This is a genomic window from Paraburkholderia sp. GAS448 (assembly GCF_050435685.1).
Taxonomy (GTDB): Bacteria; Pseudomonadota; Gammaproteobacteria; order Burkholderiales; family Burkholderiaceae; genus Paraburkholderia.
On sequence record NZ_JBNDKT010000073.1, the window covers coordinates 1 to 16,035 of the forward strand.

Annotated in this window: 19 protein-coding genes and 1 pseudogene; 17 read left to right on the forward strand and 3 right to left on the reverse strand. The window is 62.4% G+C overall.

Annotated elements, in window-relative coordinates; genetic code table 11:
* The coding region (locus tag P3T23_RS45225; RefSeq protein WP_429322517.1) for an ISAs1 family transposase at positions 1-328 on the forward strand (328 nt) is incomplete at its 5' end.
* Between the two features lie 132 nt (positions 329-460).
* Positions 461-910 (forward strand): transposase, encoded by a 450-nt coding sequence (locus P3T23_RS45230; protein ID WP_429322518.1) that lies wholly within the window; start codon positions 461-463, stop codon positions 908-910.
* A 196-nt stretch (positions 911-1,106) separates the two neighbouring features.
* Here the strand turns inward: P3T23_RS45230 and P3T23_RS45235 are convergent, their stop codons facing one another.
* Positions 1,107-2,414 carry a DDE-type integrase/transposase/recombinase gene (locus P3T23_RS45235; protein ID WP_429322519.1) on the reverse strand — a complete coding sequence of 436 codons (1,308 nt, stop codon included), beginning with the start codon at positions 2,412-2,414 and terminating at the stop codon, positions 1,107-1,109.
* A 242-nt stretch (positions 2,415-2,656) separates the two neighbouring features.
* Here P3T23_RS45235 and P3T23_RS45240 point away from each other — a divergent pair, with 242 nt between their 5' ends.
* From P3T23_RS45240 to P3T23_RS45280, 9 genes and pseudogenes are all read left to right on the forward strand, one after another.
* Entirely contained in the window at positions 2,657-8,113 is a 5,457-nt protein-coding gene (locus P3T23_RS45240; protein ID WP_429322520.1) for a hemagglutinin repeat-containing protein, read from the forward strand.
* Positions 8,110-8,379 (forward strand): hypothetical protein, encoded by a 270-nt coding sequence (locus P3T23_RS45245; protein ID WP_429322521.1) that lies wholly within the window; start codon positions 8,110-8,112, stop codon positions 8,377-8,379. Before P3T23_RS45240 ends, P3T23_RS45245 begins: the two co-directional genes overlap by 4 nt.
* Before the next feature lie 111 nt (positions 8,380-8,490).
* A pseudogene (locus P3T23_RS45250) lies at positions 8,491-10,257 on the forward strand (ShlB/FhaC/HecB family hemolysin secretion/activation protein).
* 44 nt (positions 10,258-10,301) lie between these two features.
* A complete protein-coding gene (locus tag P3T23_RS45255) occupies positions 10,302-10,979 on the forward strand; it encodes a CsgG/HfaB family protein (RefSeq protein ID WP_429322522.1) in 678 nt (225 codons plus the stop codon).
* Positions 10,980-11,014: 35 nt separating this feature from the next.
* Positions 11,015-11,395 (forward strand): DUF4810 domain-containing protein, encoded by a 381-nt coding sequence (locus P3T23_RS45260; RefSeq protein WP_429322523.1) that lies wholly within the window; start codon positions 11,015-11,017, stop codon positions 11,393-11,395.
* 10 nt (positions 11,396-11,405) lie between these two features.
* Positions 11,406-12,074, forward strand: a complete 669-nt coding sequence (locus P3T23_RS45265; RefSeq protein WP_429322524.1) for a DUF799 domain-containing protein — start codon at positions 11,406-11,408, stop codon at positions 12,072-12,074.
* A 100-nt stretch (positions 12,075-12,174) separates the two neighbouring features.
* A complete protein-coding gene (locus P3T23_RS45270) occupies positions 12,175-12,480 on the forward strand; it encodes a helix-turn-helix domain-containing protein (RefSeq protein WP_429322525.1) in 306 nt (101 codons plus the stop codon).
* A gap of 55 nt (positions 12,481-12,535) precedes the next feature.
* Positions 12,536-12,793 carry a hypothetical protein gene (locus tag P3T23_RS45275; protein ID WP_429322526.1) on the forward strand — a complete coding sequence of 86 codons (258 nt, stop codon included), beginning with the start codon at positions 12,536-12,538 and terminating at the stop codon, positions 12,791-12,793.
* An 82-nt stretch (positions 12,794-12,875) separates the two neighbouring features.
* Entirely contained in the window at positions 12,876-13,091 is a 216-nt protein-coding gene (locus P3T23_RS45280) for a hypothetical protein (RefSeq protein WP_429322527.1), read from the forward strand.
* Positions 13,092-13,171: 80 nt separating this feature from the next.
* Here P3T23_RS45280 and P3T23_RS45285 read toward each other — a convergent pair whose 3' ends face one another.
* Both P3T23_RS45285 and P3T23_RS45290 read right to left on the reverse strand, forming a co-directional pair.
* Complete coding sequence (locus P3T23_RS45285) at positions 13,172-13,447, reverse strand: hypothetical protein (RefSeq protein WP_429322528.1); 276 nt, start codon at positions 13,445-13,447, stop codon at positions 13,172-13,174.
* A gap of 6 nt (positions 13,448-13,453) precedes the next feature.
* Complete coding sequence (locus tag P3T23_RS45290) at positions 13,454-13,705, reverse strand: hypothetical protein (RefSeq protein WP_429322529.1); 252 nt, start codon at positions 13,703-13,705, stop codon at positions 13,454-13,456.
* Between the two features lie 221 nt (positions 13,706-13,926).
* Between P3T23_RS45290 and P3T23_RS45295 the strand changes: the two genes are divergently transcribed.
* From P3T23_RS45295 to P3T23_RS45320, 6 genes are all read left to right on the forward strand, one after another.
* Positions 13,927-14,109 (forward strand): hypothetical protein, encoded by a 183-nt coding sequence (locus P3T23_RS45295; RefSeq protein WP_429322530.1) that lies wholly within the window; start codon positions 13,927-13,929, stop codon positions 14,107-14,109.
* A complete protein-coding gene (locus tag P3T23_RS45300) occupies positions 14,106-14,549 on the forward strand; it encodes a DUF7694 domain-containing protein (protein ID WP_429322531.1) in 444 nt (147 codons plus the stop codon). Before P3T23_RS45295 ends, P3T23_RS45300 begins: the two co-directional genes overlap by 4 nt.
* A complete protein-coding gene (locus P3T23_RS45305) occupies positions 14,546-14,992 on the forward strand; it encodes a hypothetical protein (protein ID WP_429322532.1) in 447 nt (148 codons plus the stop codon). The genes P3T23_RS45300 and P3T23_RS45305 overlap by 4 nt, the downstream gene beginning before the upstream one ends.
* Position 14,993: 1 nt before the next feature.
* Positions 14,994-15,227 (forward strand): hypothetical protein, encoded by a 234-nt coding sequence (locus P3T23_RS45310; protein WP_429322533.1) that lies wholly within the window; start codon positions 14,994-14,996, stop codon positions 15,225-15,227.
* Positions 15,228-15,261: 34 nt separating this feature from the next.
* Entirely contained in the window at positions 15,262-15,489 is a 228-nt protein-coding gene (locus P3T23_RS45315) for a hypothetical protein (protein WP_429322534.1), read from the forward strand.
* Between the two features lie 343 nt (positions 15,490-15,832).
* Positions 15,833-16,035 (forward strand): hypothetical protein (locus P3T23_RS45320; protein ID WP_429322535.1); only part of this gene is annotated, 203 nt, incomplete at its 3' end.

The window sequence follows — 16,035 nt, forward strand, 5'->3', positions numbered from 1 at the left end:
CACGCGCGAGATCGGCGACACCGTCACCACCGAACGCCGTTACTACGTCTCCAGCCTGCCACCCGACGCGGCGCGCGTTGCCCACGCGATCCGCGCGCACTGGGGCATAGAAAATGGCATGCACTGGACGCTGGATATGGCCTTCAGCGAGGACCAGTGCCGGGTGCGCGTGAACAACGCCGCGCAGAACTTCGCCATCCTGCGGCGCATCGTGATGAACCTGCTGCGGCAGGATCGCACCACCAAGGCAGGACTCAAAATTCGCCGTATGCTGGCCTGCGCGAACGATCAATATCTCGCTCAACTCCTTGGCTGGCAAGAAACTTAACCATATTTAACGTTTCGTGCGATGGCCCTGTCCGGAAGAGTTAAATCTTGCAAGATTCAGATTGAACCCATATCGGCCCGGTCTCCTGTGCATTACCCTCCTGCTATTTGCCTAACAAGCGAGTCTGCCGTCATGGCATTTTTTTTCGAAATAAACGATCACGATTGGCAAAAGATTGCCCGGCTGTTTCCCGAAATGCAGGAAGGTGCGCGAACGCTAGGGCGACCGCCGGTCGATACCCGCGCAGTGTTTAACGGCCTTCTTTGGGTGATGTACAACCGCTCACCGTGGCATGCCATGCCAGACAGGTATCCGCCCTATCAGACGTGCCACCGACGTTTCAAGGCATGGCTTGACGCTGGCACGTTGGGAGAGGTTGTCCACGCGCTGTCGGGCACCATGGGTGAAACGCTGGACGAACTGATTGGCTTGCGTACCGGTATGCGCCCGTCCCACCAGTTGAACGCAAAAGATCTCCGGGCGCGCCAGAACATACAAGGCAGATCAGGTAACGCTGACGCAGTCCAGCGCAAGATCGCCCGCCAGCGGCGCGAACCGTCTTCTTCACAGTCAATCACCTAAATTCGAATTTCGCGAAATTGTTGTGGTTTCAGTACTTTCCAAAACCAAAGAGAGCCTGAAGGAGCGGGAGTGCCTAGGGTTGGATGATCGTTAAAGGGAATTGCATTCTAGGGTATGGGAAGCGTCGGTTGCGAGGGGGAAGCCGCGAAGGGCGTAGCCCGCAGCGGCTTCCCCCTCGCGGACACAGCGATACAGGTTACGCGCTTCGGGATCGGGCATAGCTCCACACATCGGCGTACCGGGGCCGAATCTGATCGGCAACCCGGCCCATCAGCCGTTCCCGCGCCTCACGAACCTGACAGGCGGCTTCGATATCTGTCTGTCTGCGCGCCTGCTCCAGCAGTTGGTCGAGCGTGATGTCCTCGCGCAGAAAGTGACTCGCGTCAGGCAGGCTGACGAGCTTCTCGAGCGGCGTCATCACGTCTTCTGGCCGGTGAACGCGTCGCGTGCGGCCCGGCTTCTTCGGATCAGGGACCTCGGTGCCGAACAGACAGGGCCGGTGCATGTTTAAAAACGGATTGAGCAGATCAACGCAGAAGGCATTGAACTGCTTCGCCCACTCGGCCGGTATGTACGCATAGCCGAACTGCCTGCGCACTACATTGCCGTTCTTGGATTCGGCCAATGCGTTGTCGTTGCAGCGTCGTGGGCGTGAGCGGGTGAAATCGATGAGTTGTTCCTTGAGCATCTTTGCGACCTCGTGGTTGATGTACTCCGAACCGCCATCGCTGTGAAAGCCAAGGATACGGAACGGAAACTGGTCAATCATGTCGCGCAGTACCGGCAGCATGTGTTCGCGCTCCAGCGTCGGCACGGTAGCCACGACCTCCCATTGCGTGACGCAGTCGACGGCGTTGATGTGGTACACGCCGCGATGCTCCTCCGTGTTGCCTTGATGAACGCTATCAATGCGGATGAACCCGGGGCGGTTCTCGGGCACCGGAGCCCGGCGCACGGCGATAGCCCCGCCCTTGGGGTTCGCCCGGGTCTTCGTGTAGGTCGTGTGATGCAGGCGATAGGCCTGCGAGCGGCGCAGGTTGTACAGGTGAGACGCTGAAAGGTGCTGCAGGCGCTCGTAGCGCTCATCGTTGTAGACCTGATACATCCGGCGCAGCACCACGATCATCGCCGGGCCAGAAAGCCTGCCGTACTCGCGCTCGGTCTGTGCGAGGGTGAACACGTCCTCATCCGTGTAGTGGCGGGCGAAGGCATTCGCGGGCGTGCCCTTCACCCAGGCGAGCCTCTGCCCGCGTGTCCAGCGTTGCACCAGCCGTGTCATGTGGGCCCGGCTGAAGCCGCTAAAGCGCCGCAAATAGCGCAGGACGAGCCCACGATGAGGCCGCTTGAGCTGGTTATAACGAAAGCGGCGCAGCACCGCCGCGACCCACTCGCAACGCTCGCCGGGGCTGGCCGCGGGAGCAAAGTCGAGTGTATGTGTGCCGTCGAGGATGGCGCGCACCTGGTCCAGGGAGCGGATTTGTGATTCGTTCACGTCGATGATCATCCGGTGATGATCATCCATCCCTGTTGCTCCGACGCCGGTCAACTCGTCCGTGTCGGGCCGGCAACGGGCTCATTCTCCGTTGGAAACGCGTCAGGAGCGGCCCAAACACATATCGGAAACGCCCGTTCAGGCTCCGGTGCGGTTAGACAGCGCTTTTCGCATCGAATTTTCAATCATTGACAATTCCGGTCCCCGTTTAGAGTAGTTTCGCGGGCGGGATCAATACGCACTGCAAAAGAACAATGAACAAGAATCACTTTCGACTGGTGTACAGCCGACTCCGGAACATGCTCGTCGCGGTCGAGGAGACCGCCAGCGCGACAGGTAAAAGCAGTGGAGAAACGACAGTAGCGGGCCATGCGCCCATCGACGCGCGCCCCATGGTGCAGTTCGCGTTCCGCCCCATCGCTTTCGCTGCGCTGGTACTGGCCGGCGCGCTGCCCGCGTTCATGCCGGCCAGCTACGCGCAGATCGTCGCCGCGCCCGGCTCCGACGCGAGCGTCATCCAGACGCAGAATGGTCTGCCGCAGGTGAACATCGCGCGGCCTTCGGGCGCCGGCGTCTCGGTGAACACGTATTCTCAGTTTGACGTCCAGAAGCCGGGCGCGATACTGAACAACTCCCCAGTCATCACCGGCACGCAGCTTGCCGGGCAGATCAACGGCAATCCGAACTTCGCGGCGGGCCAGTACGCGAAGATCATCGTCAATCAGGTCAACAGCAGTGCCGCGAGCCAGATCAATGGCCCGCTCGAAGTCGCGGGCACGCGCGCCCAGGTCGTCATCGCGAACGGTTCGGGGATTTCGGTCAATGGTGGCGCCTTCATCAACACCTCGCGCGCGACCCTCACGACCGGCACGCCGAGCTACGGCCCGGACGGCAGCCTGAGCGGTTTCGACGTTCGCGGCGGGCAGATTACCGTGCAGGGCGACGGGCTGAATGCGTCGAACGTGGATCAGGTCGATCTTATTGCCCGCTCGGTCGCGGCGAATGCAAAGCTGTATGCGAACACGCTGAATGTCGTCACGGGCGCGAACCATGTCGATCATGACAGTCTCGCTGCGACGCCGATCGTGGGCGATGGTCCGGCTCCGGCCACATCGATTGACGTGAGCCAGCTGGGCGGAATGTATGCCAACCGCATCATTCTGGCTTCGAACGAATACGGTGTCGGGGTCTCGAACGCCGGTGTGATCGCCGCGCAGGCGGGCGACCTGACGCTGCAATCGAACGGCCAGTTGGTCCTCTCTGGCAGGACTACCGCGAGCGGCAATCTTGCCGCAACCGGCAGCGATATCCAGAACAGCGGTACGACCTACGCGCAGCAGAACGCGAATCTTTCGGCAAGCGGTACGTTCACGAACAGCGGCACGCTGGCCGCCCAGCAAAATACCACGGTCAACGCCGGTAGCGTCAATTCGACCGGCACGCTGGGCGCAGGCGTGAACGGCGACGATGGTTCCGTGGGGCACAGTGGCGACCTGAGCGTGACGGCATCCGGCCAGTTGAACGCGACCGGTCAGAACGTAGCGGGCGGCAATGCGTCGCTCTCGGGCAGCGGCGTGAATCTCGCCGGTAGCCAGAGCGCCGCTAACGGCAACCTGTCGCTGACGACGAACGCTGGCGACCTGAACCTGTCGAATGCGACGACGAGCGCAGGGGGCGCAGTGAACGCGCGGGCGGCAGGCGCGCTGATCAACGACCACGGCACGGTGACGGCGCAAACTGACCTGCACGTGTCCGGGCAATCGGTCGACAATTCAGACGGAACGCTCCAGGCCGGACAGAACGCCACGATCGACGCGGGTGCGGGTTTCACGAACGCTCGCGGTGCGGTGCTGGCCAGTCAGGCGGCGACGGTGGCCGCGCTGACGAGCAACGTCATCATCATGGAAACGCGGGTGGTCGATGGGCAATCCGTGCTGGTGCCGGTCGTCTATCTGGCGCAGGCCAGCCAGCAGAACATGAACGGGCCACTCATCGCGGCGACCGACATCAATCTTCAGAACACGCAGACCTTCACGAACAGCGGCACGGTGCAGGCCAGCAATTCGCTCACGATTGACGGCAAGTCCATCGACAATGCGTTCGGCGCGCTGAAAAGCGGCGGTCTGATGTCGCTGACGACGACGGGCGATGTCGATCTGACCTCTGCGAAGGTAAATGCCGGCAGCCTCGCGCTGAACGCGGGTGGCAACCTGATTCTCGACACGGCGACGAAAACACTGAATCAGGTCAGTGACACGGGCGCCACTCGGACCACGACGACGCTGGGGCCGCTGGCACAAATCAATGTCGCGGGCGATGCGGCTATCGTGACGGGCGGCAACTTCGAGCAGAACGCGGGCGCGCTGTCGGTCGGCGGCAACCTCGGGATGCAGATCGGCGGCGACTGGACGCTGGGCGCCCAGCAGACCAGCGAGCACAAGGTGGTTGAGCGTGCGAACGGCGTGTCGGATACGAACCTCAACAGCACGGTGGGCAGTTCGGTGCAGGTGGGCGGCGTGTCGGCCATTGGCGTGGGCGGCGACCTGACGGCGCGCGGCGCACAGATTGACCTGGGCGGCGGTGGCACGGTCGCGGTGAACGGCAACGTGTTGCTGGGAACCGCCAGCGCGACCTCGACGGTGGATAGCAACAGTGCCGGCAGCGATGCTCACGGCAGCTATGCAGAGTCGTTGCACCAGTCCGACCAGACGCTGACGGGCACGACGCTGCATGGCGGCGATACGCTGACCATCGCGTCGGGCAAGGACATCACGCTCAGTGGCAGCACGATCAGTCTCGACAAGGGCAACGCGAACCTGCTGGCAGTCGGCGACGTGAACGTGGTCGCGGCGACCGAAACGCATACGCTAAATTCGCAGGAAACGCACAGTCACAGCGGCGTGGCGAGCAGTTCGACGGTCACGAGCGGGATCGATCAGGCCGCGACGCTGAGTCAAGGCAGCCTGATTTCGGCGGACGGCGTGACGATCGCGGGTGGCCGGGATATCAACGTCGCGGGCAGCACGATCGTCGGGACGAACGATGTGGCGTTGAGTGCTGCGCGCAACGTAACCATCACGACCTCGCAGGATACCGTCAATACGTCAACTTACTATGAGAAACAGGAATCGGGCTTCGGCTCGACCGGCAGCGGGATTTCGTACGGCAGCAAGGACCAGAAGGATACGACACACGACAGTTCGGTGACGCAGAACGGCAGCCTGATCGGCTCGCTGAACGGCAACCTGACCGTCTCGGCCGGCAACGACCTGCACGTGACCGGTAGCGACCTGATCGCGGCGCAGAACATCACTGGCACGGGCGCGAACGTCATCATCGATGCGGCGGCGAATACCACGCATCACGACGAAACCCATGAAGTTTCCAAAAGCGGCTTCACGCTCGGCGTAGCCGGGTCGGTTGTCGATGCTGTCCAGGGCGCGGTCGATCAGGCGCATGCAGCAGGCAAGAGCGAGGATTCCCGCGCCGCTGCCCTGCATACCATCGCGGCGGTGGGGGATGCCGCAGCCGCCGCAGAGGGACTGGCGGACGGCAAAACGCCCGACGTGAAGGTCGAACTGAGTTTCGGCAGCAGCCACAGCACGAGCAGCTTCAGCGAGGACGGCACGACGCAGACCGGTTCCACCGTGAAGGCGGGCGGGACCGCGATGTTCGCGGCGACTGGTAACGGCACGGCGGGAAGCGGCAATATCACCATCGCGGGCTCGGACGTGAGCGCGAACGATGTGGTGCTGGCCGCGAAAAACCAGGTCAACCTCGTGAACACGACGGACACCGATTCGACGCGCAGCGCGAACGAATCGAGCAGTTCGAGCGTGGGGATATCGTATGGCACGCAGGGCTGGGGCGTTGATGCGGCGATGTCGAAGGCAAACGGCGACTCGAACAGCGACGCGGCGATGCAGAACAACACGCATGTGAGCGGCACGAACAGCGTGACCATCGTGTCGGGTGGCGATACGAATATCATCGGCGCGAACGTGAACGGCAACCAGGTCACCGCCAATGTCGGCGGCAACCTGAACATCGCGAGCGTGCAGGACACGACCACGAGCGCGGCGCATCAGGAAAGCTCGGGTGGTGGCTTCAGCATCAGCCAGGGCGGCGCAAGTGCGAACTTCAGCAGCCAGCACGGTGACGCGAGCGGTAGCTACGCGGGCATCAACGAGCAGGCGGGTATTCAGGCGGGTGCGGGTGGCTTTGACATCACCGTCAAGGGCAATACGGACCTCAAGGGGGCAGTGATCGCGAGCGATGCTGATGCGTCGAAAAACACGCTGACAACGGCCACGCTGACGTTCTCCGATATCCAGAACCAGTCGGACTACAGCGCGAAATCGAGCGGCTTCAGCGCGGGCGGGTCGATTGGCGCACCGACCAAAGGCACGGGCGTATCGTCGGTCGGCAACGCGGGCGGTTATACGCCGATGTTGAGCCAGAGCGAAAGCGGCAGCGACAGCGCGACCACGAAGAGCGGCATCAGCGCCGGTACGATCAACATTACCGATGCCGCGAATCAGACCCAGGATGTGGCGAGCCTGAACCGCGACACGTCGGACACGAACGGCACGGTGGCGAAAACGCCGGACGTGAACGCCCTGCTGGACAAACAGGCCGACATGATGAATGCGTCGAGCGCGGCGGGCGCAGCGGTGGCGACCCAGATCGGCGCGCTGGCGGATGCCAAACACGATGCCGCGCAGAAGGCGGCGGATGACGCGACCAAGGCAGGCGACACGGCAGCGGCGGCAGCCTATCAGGCGGATGCCGACTCATGGGCCGAAGGCGGCGTGAATCGTGTGGCCCTGCACACGGCCGGTGGTGCGCTCATTGCAGGCCTGGGCGGTGGCAGCGCGCTCGGCGGCGCGGCAGGCGCGGCAGTGGCATCGACGCTCGCAGGCAAGCTGAATTCACTGGCCGATGGCCTGAGCAACGGCAACGGTAGCGGGGCCGATCCTGGCCTGACGTTGGGCAACGTCGCGGGGAACCTGCTGGCGGGCGGTTTCGGTGGGCTCGTGGGCGGGAATTCGGGCGCGTTCACGGCGGCGAACGCCGACCTGTACAACCGGAGCAACTGTAACGCCGAGGGCAAGTGCAGTACGGGTAGCCAGGTGCTGGACGCCGTGATGAATGTCGTCAATGATCCGTGGGGCTCACTCAATCACGCGTTGAACAGCATCATTCCCGCTCCTGGTCAGAATCCTCCGGCCGATCCGAATCCGCTGGTGCAGGCCAACGACAACGGCAAGCCGCCAGCCACGGGCGGGGCCGTTGTCACCCCACCCACGATGGTTTGCACACCCAACGCCGGTTGTGCGATGACCCCAGCAATTGCAACGCCCGGAACGCCGGGGTACGTGCCGAGCAATGCGACGCTGAATGATGGGAACAATGCGCCAAACGACTCAAGTAGGCCCGTGGGGGTCAGTGGTAGTCCTATGGATGTGCCGCGCGGTACAAACCAACCAACTACGATAGGCGGAGTGGACTACTCGGGCCATGCGATCGACCAAATGCAAGGCCGAGGTGTCCCACCTTCCGCTGTAAAAAACACCATTGAAAACGGTGTCATCTATCCTACGCGTGAAGGAACTACGGGATACTATGACCCAACGAACAATATTCGAGTTGTCACAAACTCCAAGACGGGGCTTGTCGTAACAGTAATTCCCGGAGCGCCTGGAAAATGAAGAATACGTTTAGTGGCTTGGATTTTGAAGTAAAGACAATTTTGCTAAAGGAGTGGGACCCGATTGGCGTGGGTGACTCTCCCGAGGCCGACGATGAATACGATTCATACGTGCCCTACGTTAGCCAGATGATTCGAGAACAAAAGACTGTCGACGAGCTTTATGATTATCTGCGTTGGATAGAGGTCGAGCGCATCGGGCTTGACGGTGACGAAGCACATAGCCGAAGCATCGCAAACAAGCTGAAAAAATTGCTCAAGGATTAGGTCGGATACCCGCGAAGCATTTCTCTGACGCCACGCGCGAACGCGAGCAAATGCGGCAGCGGCCATAGGCTGCTCGCCGCACGACCAGCAGAATCAGGAACTAATCAAGTAATGAAAATCAGAAAGAGGCTGGCGGCGCTGCCGCTCACAGCCTTGGTATCGCTCGCGGGTCAGGCTGTCTACGCACAGCAGTCGCCGACGCCCGCCGACACCGCCGCAGCAGCCCGCGCCAACGCCGAGCAGAACCAGCAGGTGCAGCAGCAGCGCGACGCGCAGGCGCGCGCAAAAACCGTCAATGCGCCCGCCGTGCGTTCGACAGCACCGCATGACGGCACGTGGCCCGCACTGCCCGTTGAACAACCGTGCTTCCGCATCGAATCGTTCCTGCTCGACGTGCCCGCGACGTTGCCCGACGCGGTGCGTTCGCAGGGTGCATCCGCGCTGCCGCAGGACCGCTTTGCATTCGCGCTCGAATGGGTCAGCCACTATGCGGGCCAGTGTATCGGCAAACGGGGGCTTGACATGATCGTCAAAGAATTGCAGCAGACGATCCTCAGCCGGGGCTACATCACGACGCGCGTGCTGCTGCCCGAACAGGACCTGTCATCCGGCACGCTGAAACTCGCGCTGCTGCCGGGCGTGATCCGGCAATTGAGGTTTGCCGATCCCGCCACGCGCGGCACGTGGAAGACCGCCTTCCCTGCCCGTAGCGGTGACCTGCTGCAACTGCGTGACCTCGAACAGGGACTGGAGCAGATGAAGCGCGTCGCGAGCCAGAACGTGGACATGAAGATCGAGCCGACCGACAGGCCCGGCGAAAGCGATGTCGTGATTACGGTCAAGCGTGCAAAGCCGTGGAGTGTTGTCGCTTCGGTGGACAATTCGGGCAGCCGAGCCACCGGCAAGCTGCAGGGTAATTTGAGCCTCGGCATCGACAACCCGCTCGGGCTGAACGACATCTTCACCGTCGGTGCGAATCAGGACCTGGAATTCGGCGACAAGGGGCTCGGGTCGCACGGCTTCAACGGCTCGTATTCGGTGCCGTGGGGTTACTGGACGGCGACGCTATCCGGTAACACGAACACCTATTACCAGCAGATCGCGGGCGTGAATCAGACGTTTGTGTCCAGCGGCAATTCACAGACCGCTGGCCTGAAACTGCAACGCGTGATTCACCGCAGCCAGAACGATGTATCGGGGTGTGGAGTTCCAGCTGACGAAGCGCTTCGGTGACAGTTTCATCGATGACACGGAAATCACGCAACAAAAGCGCAACAACACATTCATCGAGGCGGGGCTGACCAACCGCCACTACTTCGGCTCTGCACAGTTCGACGGCACGCTGGCGTACCGGCAGGGTGTGGGCGGACTCGGGGAGCGACGCCAGACCCGTACGCGACCGGCCCGACGTACCGCTTCCACATGGCGGTGCTCGATGCAAACCTGTCGGTGCCGTTCGCCATCGCGAAGCAGAACCTGCGCTACGTGACGACTGTGCACGGCCAGTTCACCAACGACACGCTGTTCTTCATTGACGACCTGACGATCGGAAGCCGCTACACGGTGCGCGGCTTCGACGGCGAGACGATGCTGGCGGCCGAACGCGGCTTCTACTGGCGCAACGAACTGCAGTTACCCATCGGCCAGACCGGACAGTCGCTATATGCCGGCATCGACTACGGCCGCGTGTTCGGTCCCAATACCGCGTTCCTGGTGGGCACGCAACTGGCCGGTGCAGTGATCGGTGTGCGCGGCAGCGTCCCCGCGAAATACGGCGCGTTCGCCTGGGACCTGTTCGCCGGCACACCGCTGTACAAGCCGTCGGATTTTCCGACCGCCAAGGTCACGCTCGGTTTCCAGCTGACGGCTCAATTTTGATCAGATGACCCACCTACCTTTTCACCCTTTACGGAGTCAGGCAATTGAAATCTTCTAAAAAATTTGCAGTGCTCATCGTGGCTGCAGTCGCCGCTGCCCTGAGCGGGTGCGCAACCGAATCGTCACGATCGTTGCCAGTGCCTGTCCTAAGCAGCGCCAGCACACCGTATGCCGGCAGGCCCATCGAGATCGCTGTGGGCAAGTTCGATAACCGGTCGAGCTATATGCGAGGGATTTTCTCGGATGGCACCGATCATCTGGGTAGCCAGGCCAAAACCATCCTGATCACCGATCTGCAGCAGAGCCGCCGCTTCAATGTGCTGGATCGCGACAATCTCGACGAGATCAGGCAGGAGGCGACCTTCATGAAGAAAGGGCAGACCCTCAAGGGCGCCAATTTCGTCGTGACAGGGGATGTAACCGAATTCGGCCGCAAGGAGGTCGGCGATCAGCAACTGTTCGGCATCCTGGGACGCGGCAAGAGCCAGGTGGCCTACGCAAAGGTGAATCTGAACATCGTCAACACGACGACGTCGGAGGTGGTGCTGTCGAGCCAGGGCGCGGGGGAATACAGCCTGTCCAATCGCGAAGTCATTGGCTTCGGTGGCACGGCTAGCTATGACTCGACGCTGAACGGCAAGGTTCTCGATCTGGCGATTCAGGAAGCGGTCAATCACCTGGTCGAGCAGGTCGATGCCGGGGCGTTGACGGGCGGGAAATAAGGCACTTATCAACAGATCGATACATGAACCTGAAAATGAACATAACCAGAAGCACGGCCGTAACGCGAAGGGCCTGGTGGCCGATCATGGCAGCCGGTGCATTGCTGACGGGATGCGCGGCGAATGGTTCGACGCCGCCGTTGTACCAGTGGGACGGCTACCAGCCGCAGGTCTACGAATACCTCAAGGGGCAAAAGAGTCCGCAGGAGCAGATCGACGCGATGGAACAGGCGCGTCAGCAGGTCCTTGCAAAGGGGAACCGGCTGCCGCCTGGCTTCCACGCGCACCTCGGGATGCTTTATGCGAGCGTCGGCAAGGGCGATCAGGCACAACAGGAACTGCAGGCAGAAGAGCAAGCGTTTCCGGAATCATCAACCTATATGGACTTCCTGCTGAAAAAGTCCAGACAACCATAGGAGCGGAGCCATGTCCAAAATCATCTCACTCAAACTGTTTGCGGCCATGTCCGCACTGGCCCTGCTGGCCGCATGCGCAGCCCCGGTCCAACCACCCGATTACACGGCATTCAGGAAAAGCCAGCCGCGCTCGATTCTGGTATTACCGCCGTTGAATGAAACGTCGGATGTGAAGGCGACATCCGGCATGCTCGCGCAGATGACGAGGCCGCTTGCGGAAGCCGGCTATTACGTGTTGCCCGTCGCCGTGATGGACGAAACGTTTAAACAGAATGGCCTGACGGTGCCAGCGGATATTCAACAGGTCCCGGCCAGCAAGCTGCGTTCGATTTTCGGCGCGGACGCCGCGTTGTACACGAAGGTCACCCAGTACGGTTCCGTCTATACGGTGCTGGATAGCAACACCGTCGTGACTGCCTCGGCGAAGCTCCTGGATCTGAAAACGGGCGACGTGCTGTGGCAGGGTTCTGCGTACGCTTCGGGCAAAGAACTGGGGAATTACGGCGTGAACGCCGGACTTATCGGAGCGCTGGTGCAGGCGGCCGTCAAGCAGGTGGCTCATAACCTGTCTGACGAAAGTTTTGATGTGGCCGGGCTGACCAGCCAGCGTTTGCTGTCTGCCGGGCCGCCGAAGGGACTGCTGTACGGACCGTATTCTCCGAAATACGGTACCGACTGACTGGACGGCGGGGTTGTCCTGCTCTTTCGCGCGACATGTGACATCGAAGGGCGCGGCGGCCTGCCGCGCTGACGCATCCTCATTGATCAAGGAGCTACTTTTGACATACTTCGACCCTCGCCTGCTCGACCCGGCAAACGAATCTGCCGGAAGCACCCCACAGCCGGAACGCCATAGCCGGCGGGTGACCCCGCACCCGGACGATGCGGCGATCTTTGGCGCGATGCTCGGGGCCCGCGACCATGCCGGCGTGAGTCTGGCGCAACTGGCCGAACGGATGGGGGTGGACACGGCGAATATCCTGCACATGGAAAACCGGATCGCTGCCGGCCGTCCCGTGCCGCTGCGCGTCCTGCGGCAGTATGCTGCCGCCGGCGGCAAACGGCTTGTGATCTCGTTCGAGTAGGGCGCAATCGGTGCAAACAACCCAGGAACGTCCCTCTGCCGTCTATGATGAAAGCATGAGCCACCGTGCAGGGGGCTGGATCATGGCGACGAGAGACTTGCTGCGTAAGGGGCGGCGCGAAAACATACGGCAGGCCGCGTACCGCCTGGCGGACAGCGGCAGCCATGCCGACTGGCAGGCGGTCGAGGGCATCCTCTGTGTCCGGTATGGGGTGATCGAGGCGCGCCGGCTGTTCGTTGATCGCGCGTTCTGCCTGAACGTGAACCGGCGCTGTACGGCAGCAAGGAGGAAACGCGAAGCGCCGGCTGCGTAGGCCTGCTTCGCTCGGCCGACGATCCGCTGCCAGAAAGGCCCGTCCCCCTAAAGAACAGTCGACCGTTGCCGATAACCCGGCAATGGAAAACGAAAACATCCCCCGTTTCGGCCCGGACCACCCCCGGTATCCCGAGTCACAGGCACTCGGCCTGAGTGTTGCTGCAATGAGGAAGGCGAAGGGCCTGCGTAACCCCGATGAATTCGAGCCGGGCACGCCGGAATTCGCCGCGGCAGAGGAAGCGTTTCTGCGCGACGTGTTGCGCGCGCTGGGCGACGATCCGGATGATCCTGAATAGGCAAGCACCTCGCCCCGGTAACGGCGCGGTGGAACGAAGCGGAAACCACAGTCCGGCCCTTCAGCCGGACTGCGCAATGCTCACGGTCCGACGTGAACGACGGTCGACGCGCTGTTTGAATCCGTGTCGGGCCTGCCCTGCTGATCCATTTTGCCGGTATGGATCTTCATCTCGGCGATCACCTGGACCGTGCTCCCTTCCTGCACGACGACGGTCTGCATGTCGTCCATCTCCGCGTTCGGCAGGAACTCATAACCGTCGCCCGCGAGTTTCAGCAGGTCTGCGCTCGCGATCAGCGCGCCTTCGTCTTCGTGGAAAACCGTGCCGACCTTTCCGTCGGATGCCAGCCTGCGCACGCGAAGCTAGTAGGAGTCGTGCGTCCCGCTGCTGAGTTCAAAGGTGACGTTGCGCGGGTTCCTTGATCGCGCGTGAATCACCAGCAGGCGCAGATCATCGTGATACGGCAGAACCTGTGTTTCGAGCGTGAGGTTGTTCTGCCAGTCCGTCGACCCGCTTAACCAGAACGTCCACATCGCCCATATGCCCGCGCCAACGATGGCCACGCTCGACAGGATTTTCAGGATCAGGTCCGCTATGTCGATCGCTCTTTTCATGGGACGCCCCGTGCACAAACGAGGCCATGATAACGGGCAAACGGATGCGCCTCTGAATCGTATGGGTAGCGTGACATAAGGTATCGCGCGCTGCCGTTCCGCAATCCGCCCGCAACTTCCCCACACGCTCCCCACGGCAGCATGCCCGCCCCACGCTTTTCAGGCGGCATGGTCTGAAAGCCCCGTCTGGTGCGGCTTCCAGCGCATAAGGGTTTGACGGTATGATGCCCGATGCGGTGGCATCGTCGGCGGGACGGGCGTTTTACGCCGGCGCATCGCCCGCGTTGCGTACGCGCTATCGCGGTGTGTTCGACGCCGCGCTGCGCGCACGTGGCGACGCTCCGCCGTCACGCGAGCCGGGTGAGGACGACGAGGAACCGGCACCGTCGCGGGAGGCACCGTGAGACAGCTCGCCCACCTCGAACGCCGGCGCCTGCGGCACCTCGGTGGCGACGCGCACAACGGCGCGTTCCGCGTCACCGCGGCTCCCACGCGCGCCACGTTGCATGTGATCGCATCGGATGGCGGTGGCTGGGACCACGTGAGCGTATCCGTGGCGGGCGAAACGCGGTGCCCGCTGTGGTCCGAAATCGCGTGGGTCAGGGACCAGTTCTTCGAGCCGGGCGAAGCGGTCATGCAGCTGCACCCGCCGCTGGACCGTTACGTGAACAACCAAGCGTTCTGCCTGCACCTGTGGCGTCCACAGACCGTGCCGATCCCGTTGCCGCCCTCGGTGCTGGTCGGCTTCACGGGGCTGACACCGCGGCAGGTCGCGCGCATGACGCCCGCCGAACTCGAGGCGCTGCGCACGCTGGCCACCGCCAGCCTGGCGGGGACACCATGACCGCCATCGCCTTCACGATCCTCGGCGAGGCCGCGAGCAAGGCCAACAGCCGCGAGATCGTCACGCGCCGGTGGTTCGACGATGACGGCGACCCGCGGCACCGGCCGCTCGTGCGCAAGAGCGACAAGGCGCTGCGATACGAGGCCAGCGCGTTGCGCCAGATTCCGCCGCCATGCCGCGCGCGGCTCGCGGGTCCGGTGCGCGTCACGTTGCGGATGTATTACGCGAGCGAACGGCCCGACCTCGATGAGTCGCTGCTGCTCGACGTGTTGCAGGACCGCTGGGTGAGCGTGAAGGTCGGCGGCGTCAGGGTGCGCGAACTGGCGCAAAGAGGCGTGATCCGCAACGACCGCCAGGTGCGCGAAAAGCACGTTTTTCACGCGATTGACCGGCTTAACCCGCGGGTCGAAATCGTCGTTGAACCATTCACCGAGGAGAGGTGACATGAACCTCAAACAACGGGAGATCCGGATGGTGCATGCGAACCACGTCCGCAATCGTGCGTTGTACGAATCGCAGCGGTTGCGCGAAGTGCTGGTCGAGATCCTGGAACTGACCAGACACCCGCACCGAAGGAACGTGCTCGGCGAGATAGCGTTTCTCGCGCGTAACGCGCTGGTCGACGCGACGCCGCCCGATCCGGATTTCGTGCCGGGCGACGAATGGGACCGCCATTGAATGCCCCGGCGATACGCCGGGCAGGAGACTTGTCATGAAGATCCATCAAACCCGCTTCACTGGCCTTGGCGCGCTGCCGCCGTTATCCGTGACGCTCGGCGCCGAGGTGCGCGCCGAGGCCAGGCGGCGCGGCGGCGAATGGGCGCTGACAGCCAGTGAATGCGCATCACGCGCCGAAAAAATGTATGGCCGGCACCCGCTACGTGGCGAAGACCTGCAACTGGTGTTTAATGAAGTCTTTCAACACAACAAAAAGACGTGATGAGTGAGACGACGCGCACCTGCCTTTGGCCCGGGTGCCCGGAACCGGTGATGTCCGGAAGATGGGCATGCCACGCACACTGGTACGCCCTGCCGAATAACCTGCGTTCCTGGATCGGTCGCGCATATCGGCAAGGCATCGAACGCGGAGAACACCCGTCGTCCTCATGGGTTGCCGCGCATCGGGCTGCACTCGAATGGCTTCATGAACACGCGCGGCCCGCGTGCGAACAGGAGGTCACCGCTGCGCCGTTCCGTCGCAGCCGCGACGATTTAGGACCCGTCTGACATCTCTTCCATCTCAAAAATGCGATCGTTAACCCATCTGATGGCGGGAGAGAGAGATGAAGACGGTTCTGGTTATGGCGATGGTCACCGCGTGTCTGGCTGGTCTGGCTGGCTGTGGCACCACGAAAAGCTACAGCGAGATGTATGTGCATGGCTGGACGCAGGAAAGCATGGACAAGCGGTTCCCGACCGGGACAACCGAACGGCAGGTTGTGGAAAAGCTTGGCTATCCGTACCGGGCCAGCAAGGCTGACGGCGT

What these genes read in the sequence shown, in the direction of transcription:
- P3T23_RS45235 (WP_429322519.1), bottom strand. Translation starts at nt 2,414, where the DNA reads ATGATCATCGACGTGAACGAATCACAAATCCGCTCCCTGGACCAGGTG.
- P3T23_RS45290 (WP_429322529.1), bottom strand. Translation starts at nt 13,705, where the DNA reads ATGAAAAGAGCGATCGACATAGCGGACCTGATCCTGAAAATCCTGTCG.
- P3T23_RS45295 (WP_429322530.1), top strand. Translation starts at nt 13,927, where the DNA reads ATGATGCCCGATGCGGTGGCATCGTCGGCGGGACGGGCGTTTTACGCC.
- P3T23_RS45275 (WP_429322526.1), top strand. Translation starts at nt 12,536, where the DNA reads ATGAGCCACCGTGCAGGGGGCTGGATCATGGCGACGAGAGACTTGCTG.
- P3T23_RS45240 (WP_429322520.1), top strand. Translation starts at nt 2,657, where the DNA reads ATGAACAAGAATCACTTTCGACTGGTGTACAGCCGACTCCGGAACATG.
- P3T23_RS45260 (WP_429322523.1), top strand. Translation starts at nt 11,015, where the DNA reads ATGAACATAACCAGAAGCACGGCCGTAACGCGAAGGGCCTGGTGGCCG.
- P3T23_RS45310 (WP_429322533.1), top strand. Translation starts at nt 14,994, where the DNA reads ATGAACCTCAAACAACGGGAGATCCGGATGGTGCATGCGAACCACGTC.
- P3T23_RS45245 (WP_429322521.1), top strand. Translation starts at nt 8,110, where the DNA reads ATGAAGAATACGTTTAGTGGCTTGGATTTTGAAGTAAAGACAATTTTG.
- P3T23_RS45230 (WP_429322518.1), top strand. Translation starts at nt 461, where the DNA reads ATGGCATTTTTTTTCGAAATAAACGATCACGATTGGCAAAAGATTGCC.
- P3T23_RS45280 (WP_429322527.1), top strand. Translation starts at nt 12,876, where the DNA reads ATGGAAAACGAAAACATCCCCCGTTTCGGCCCGGACCACCCCCGGTAT.
- P3T23_RS45315 (WP_429322534.1), top strand. Translation starts at nt 15,262, where the DNA reads ATGAAGATCCATCAAACCCGCTTCACTGGCCTTGGCGCGCTGCCGCCG.
- P3T23_RS45265 (WP_429322524.1), top strand. Translation starts at nt 11,406, where the DNA reads ATGTCCAAAATCATCTCACTCAAACTGTTTGCGGCCATGTCCGCACTG.
- P3T23_RS45305 (WP_429322532.1), top strand. Translation starts at nt 14,546, where the DNA reads ATGACCGCCATCGCCTTCACGATCCTCGGCGAGGCCGCGAGCAAGGCC.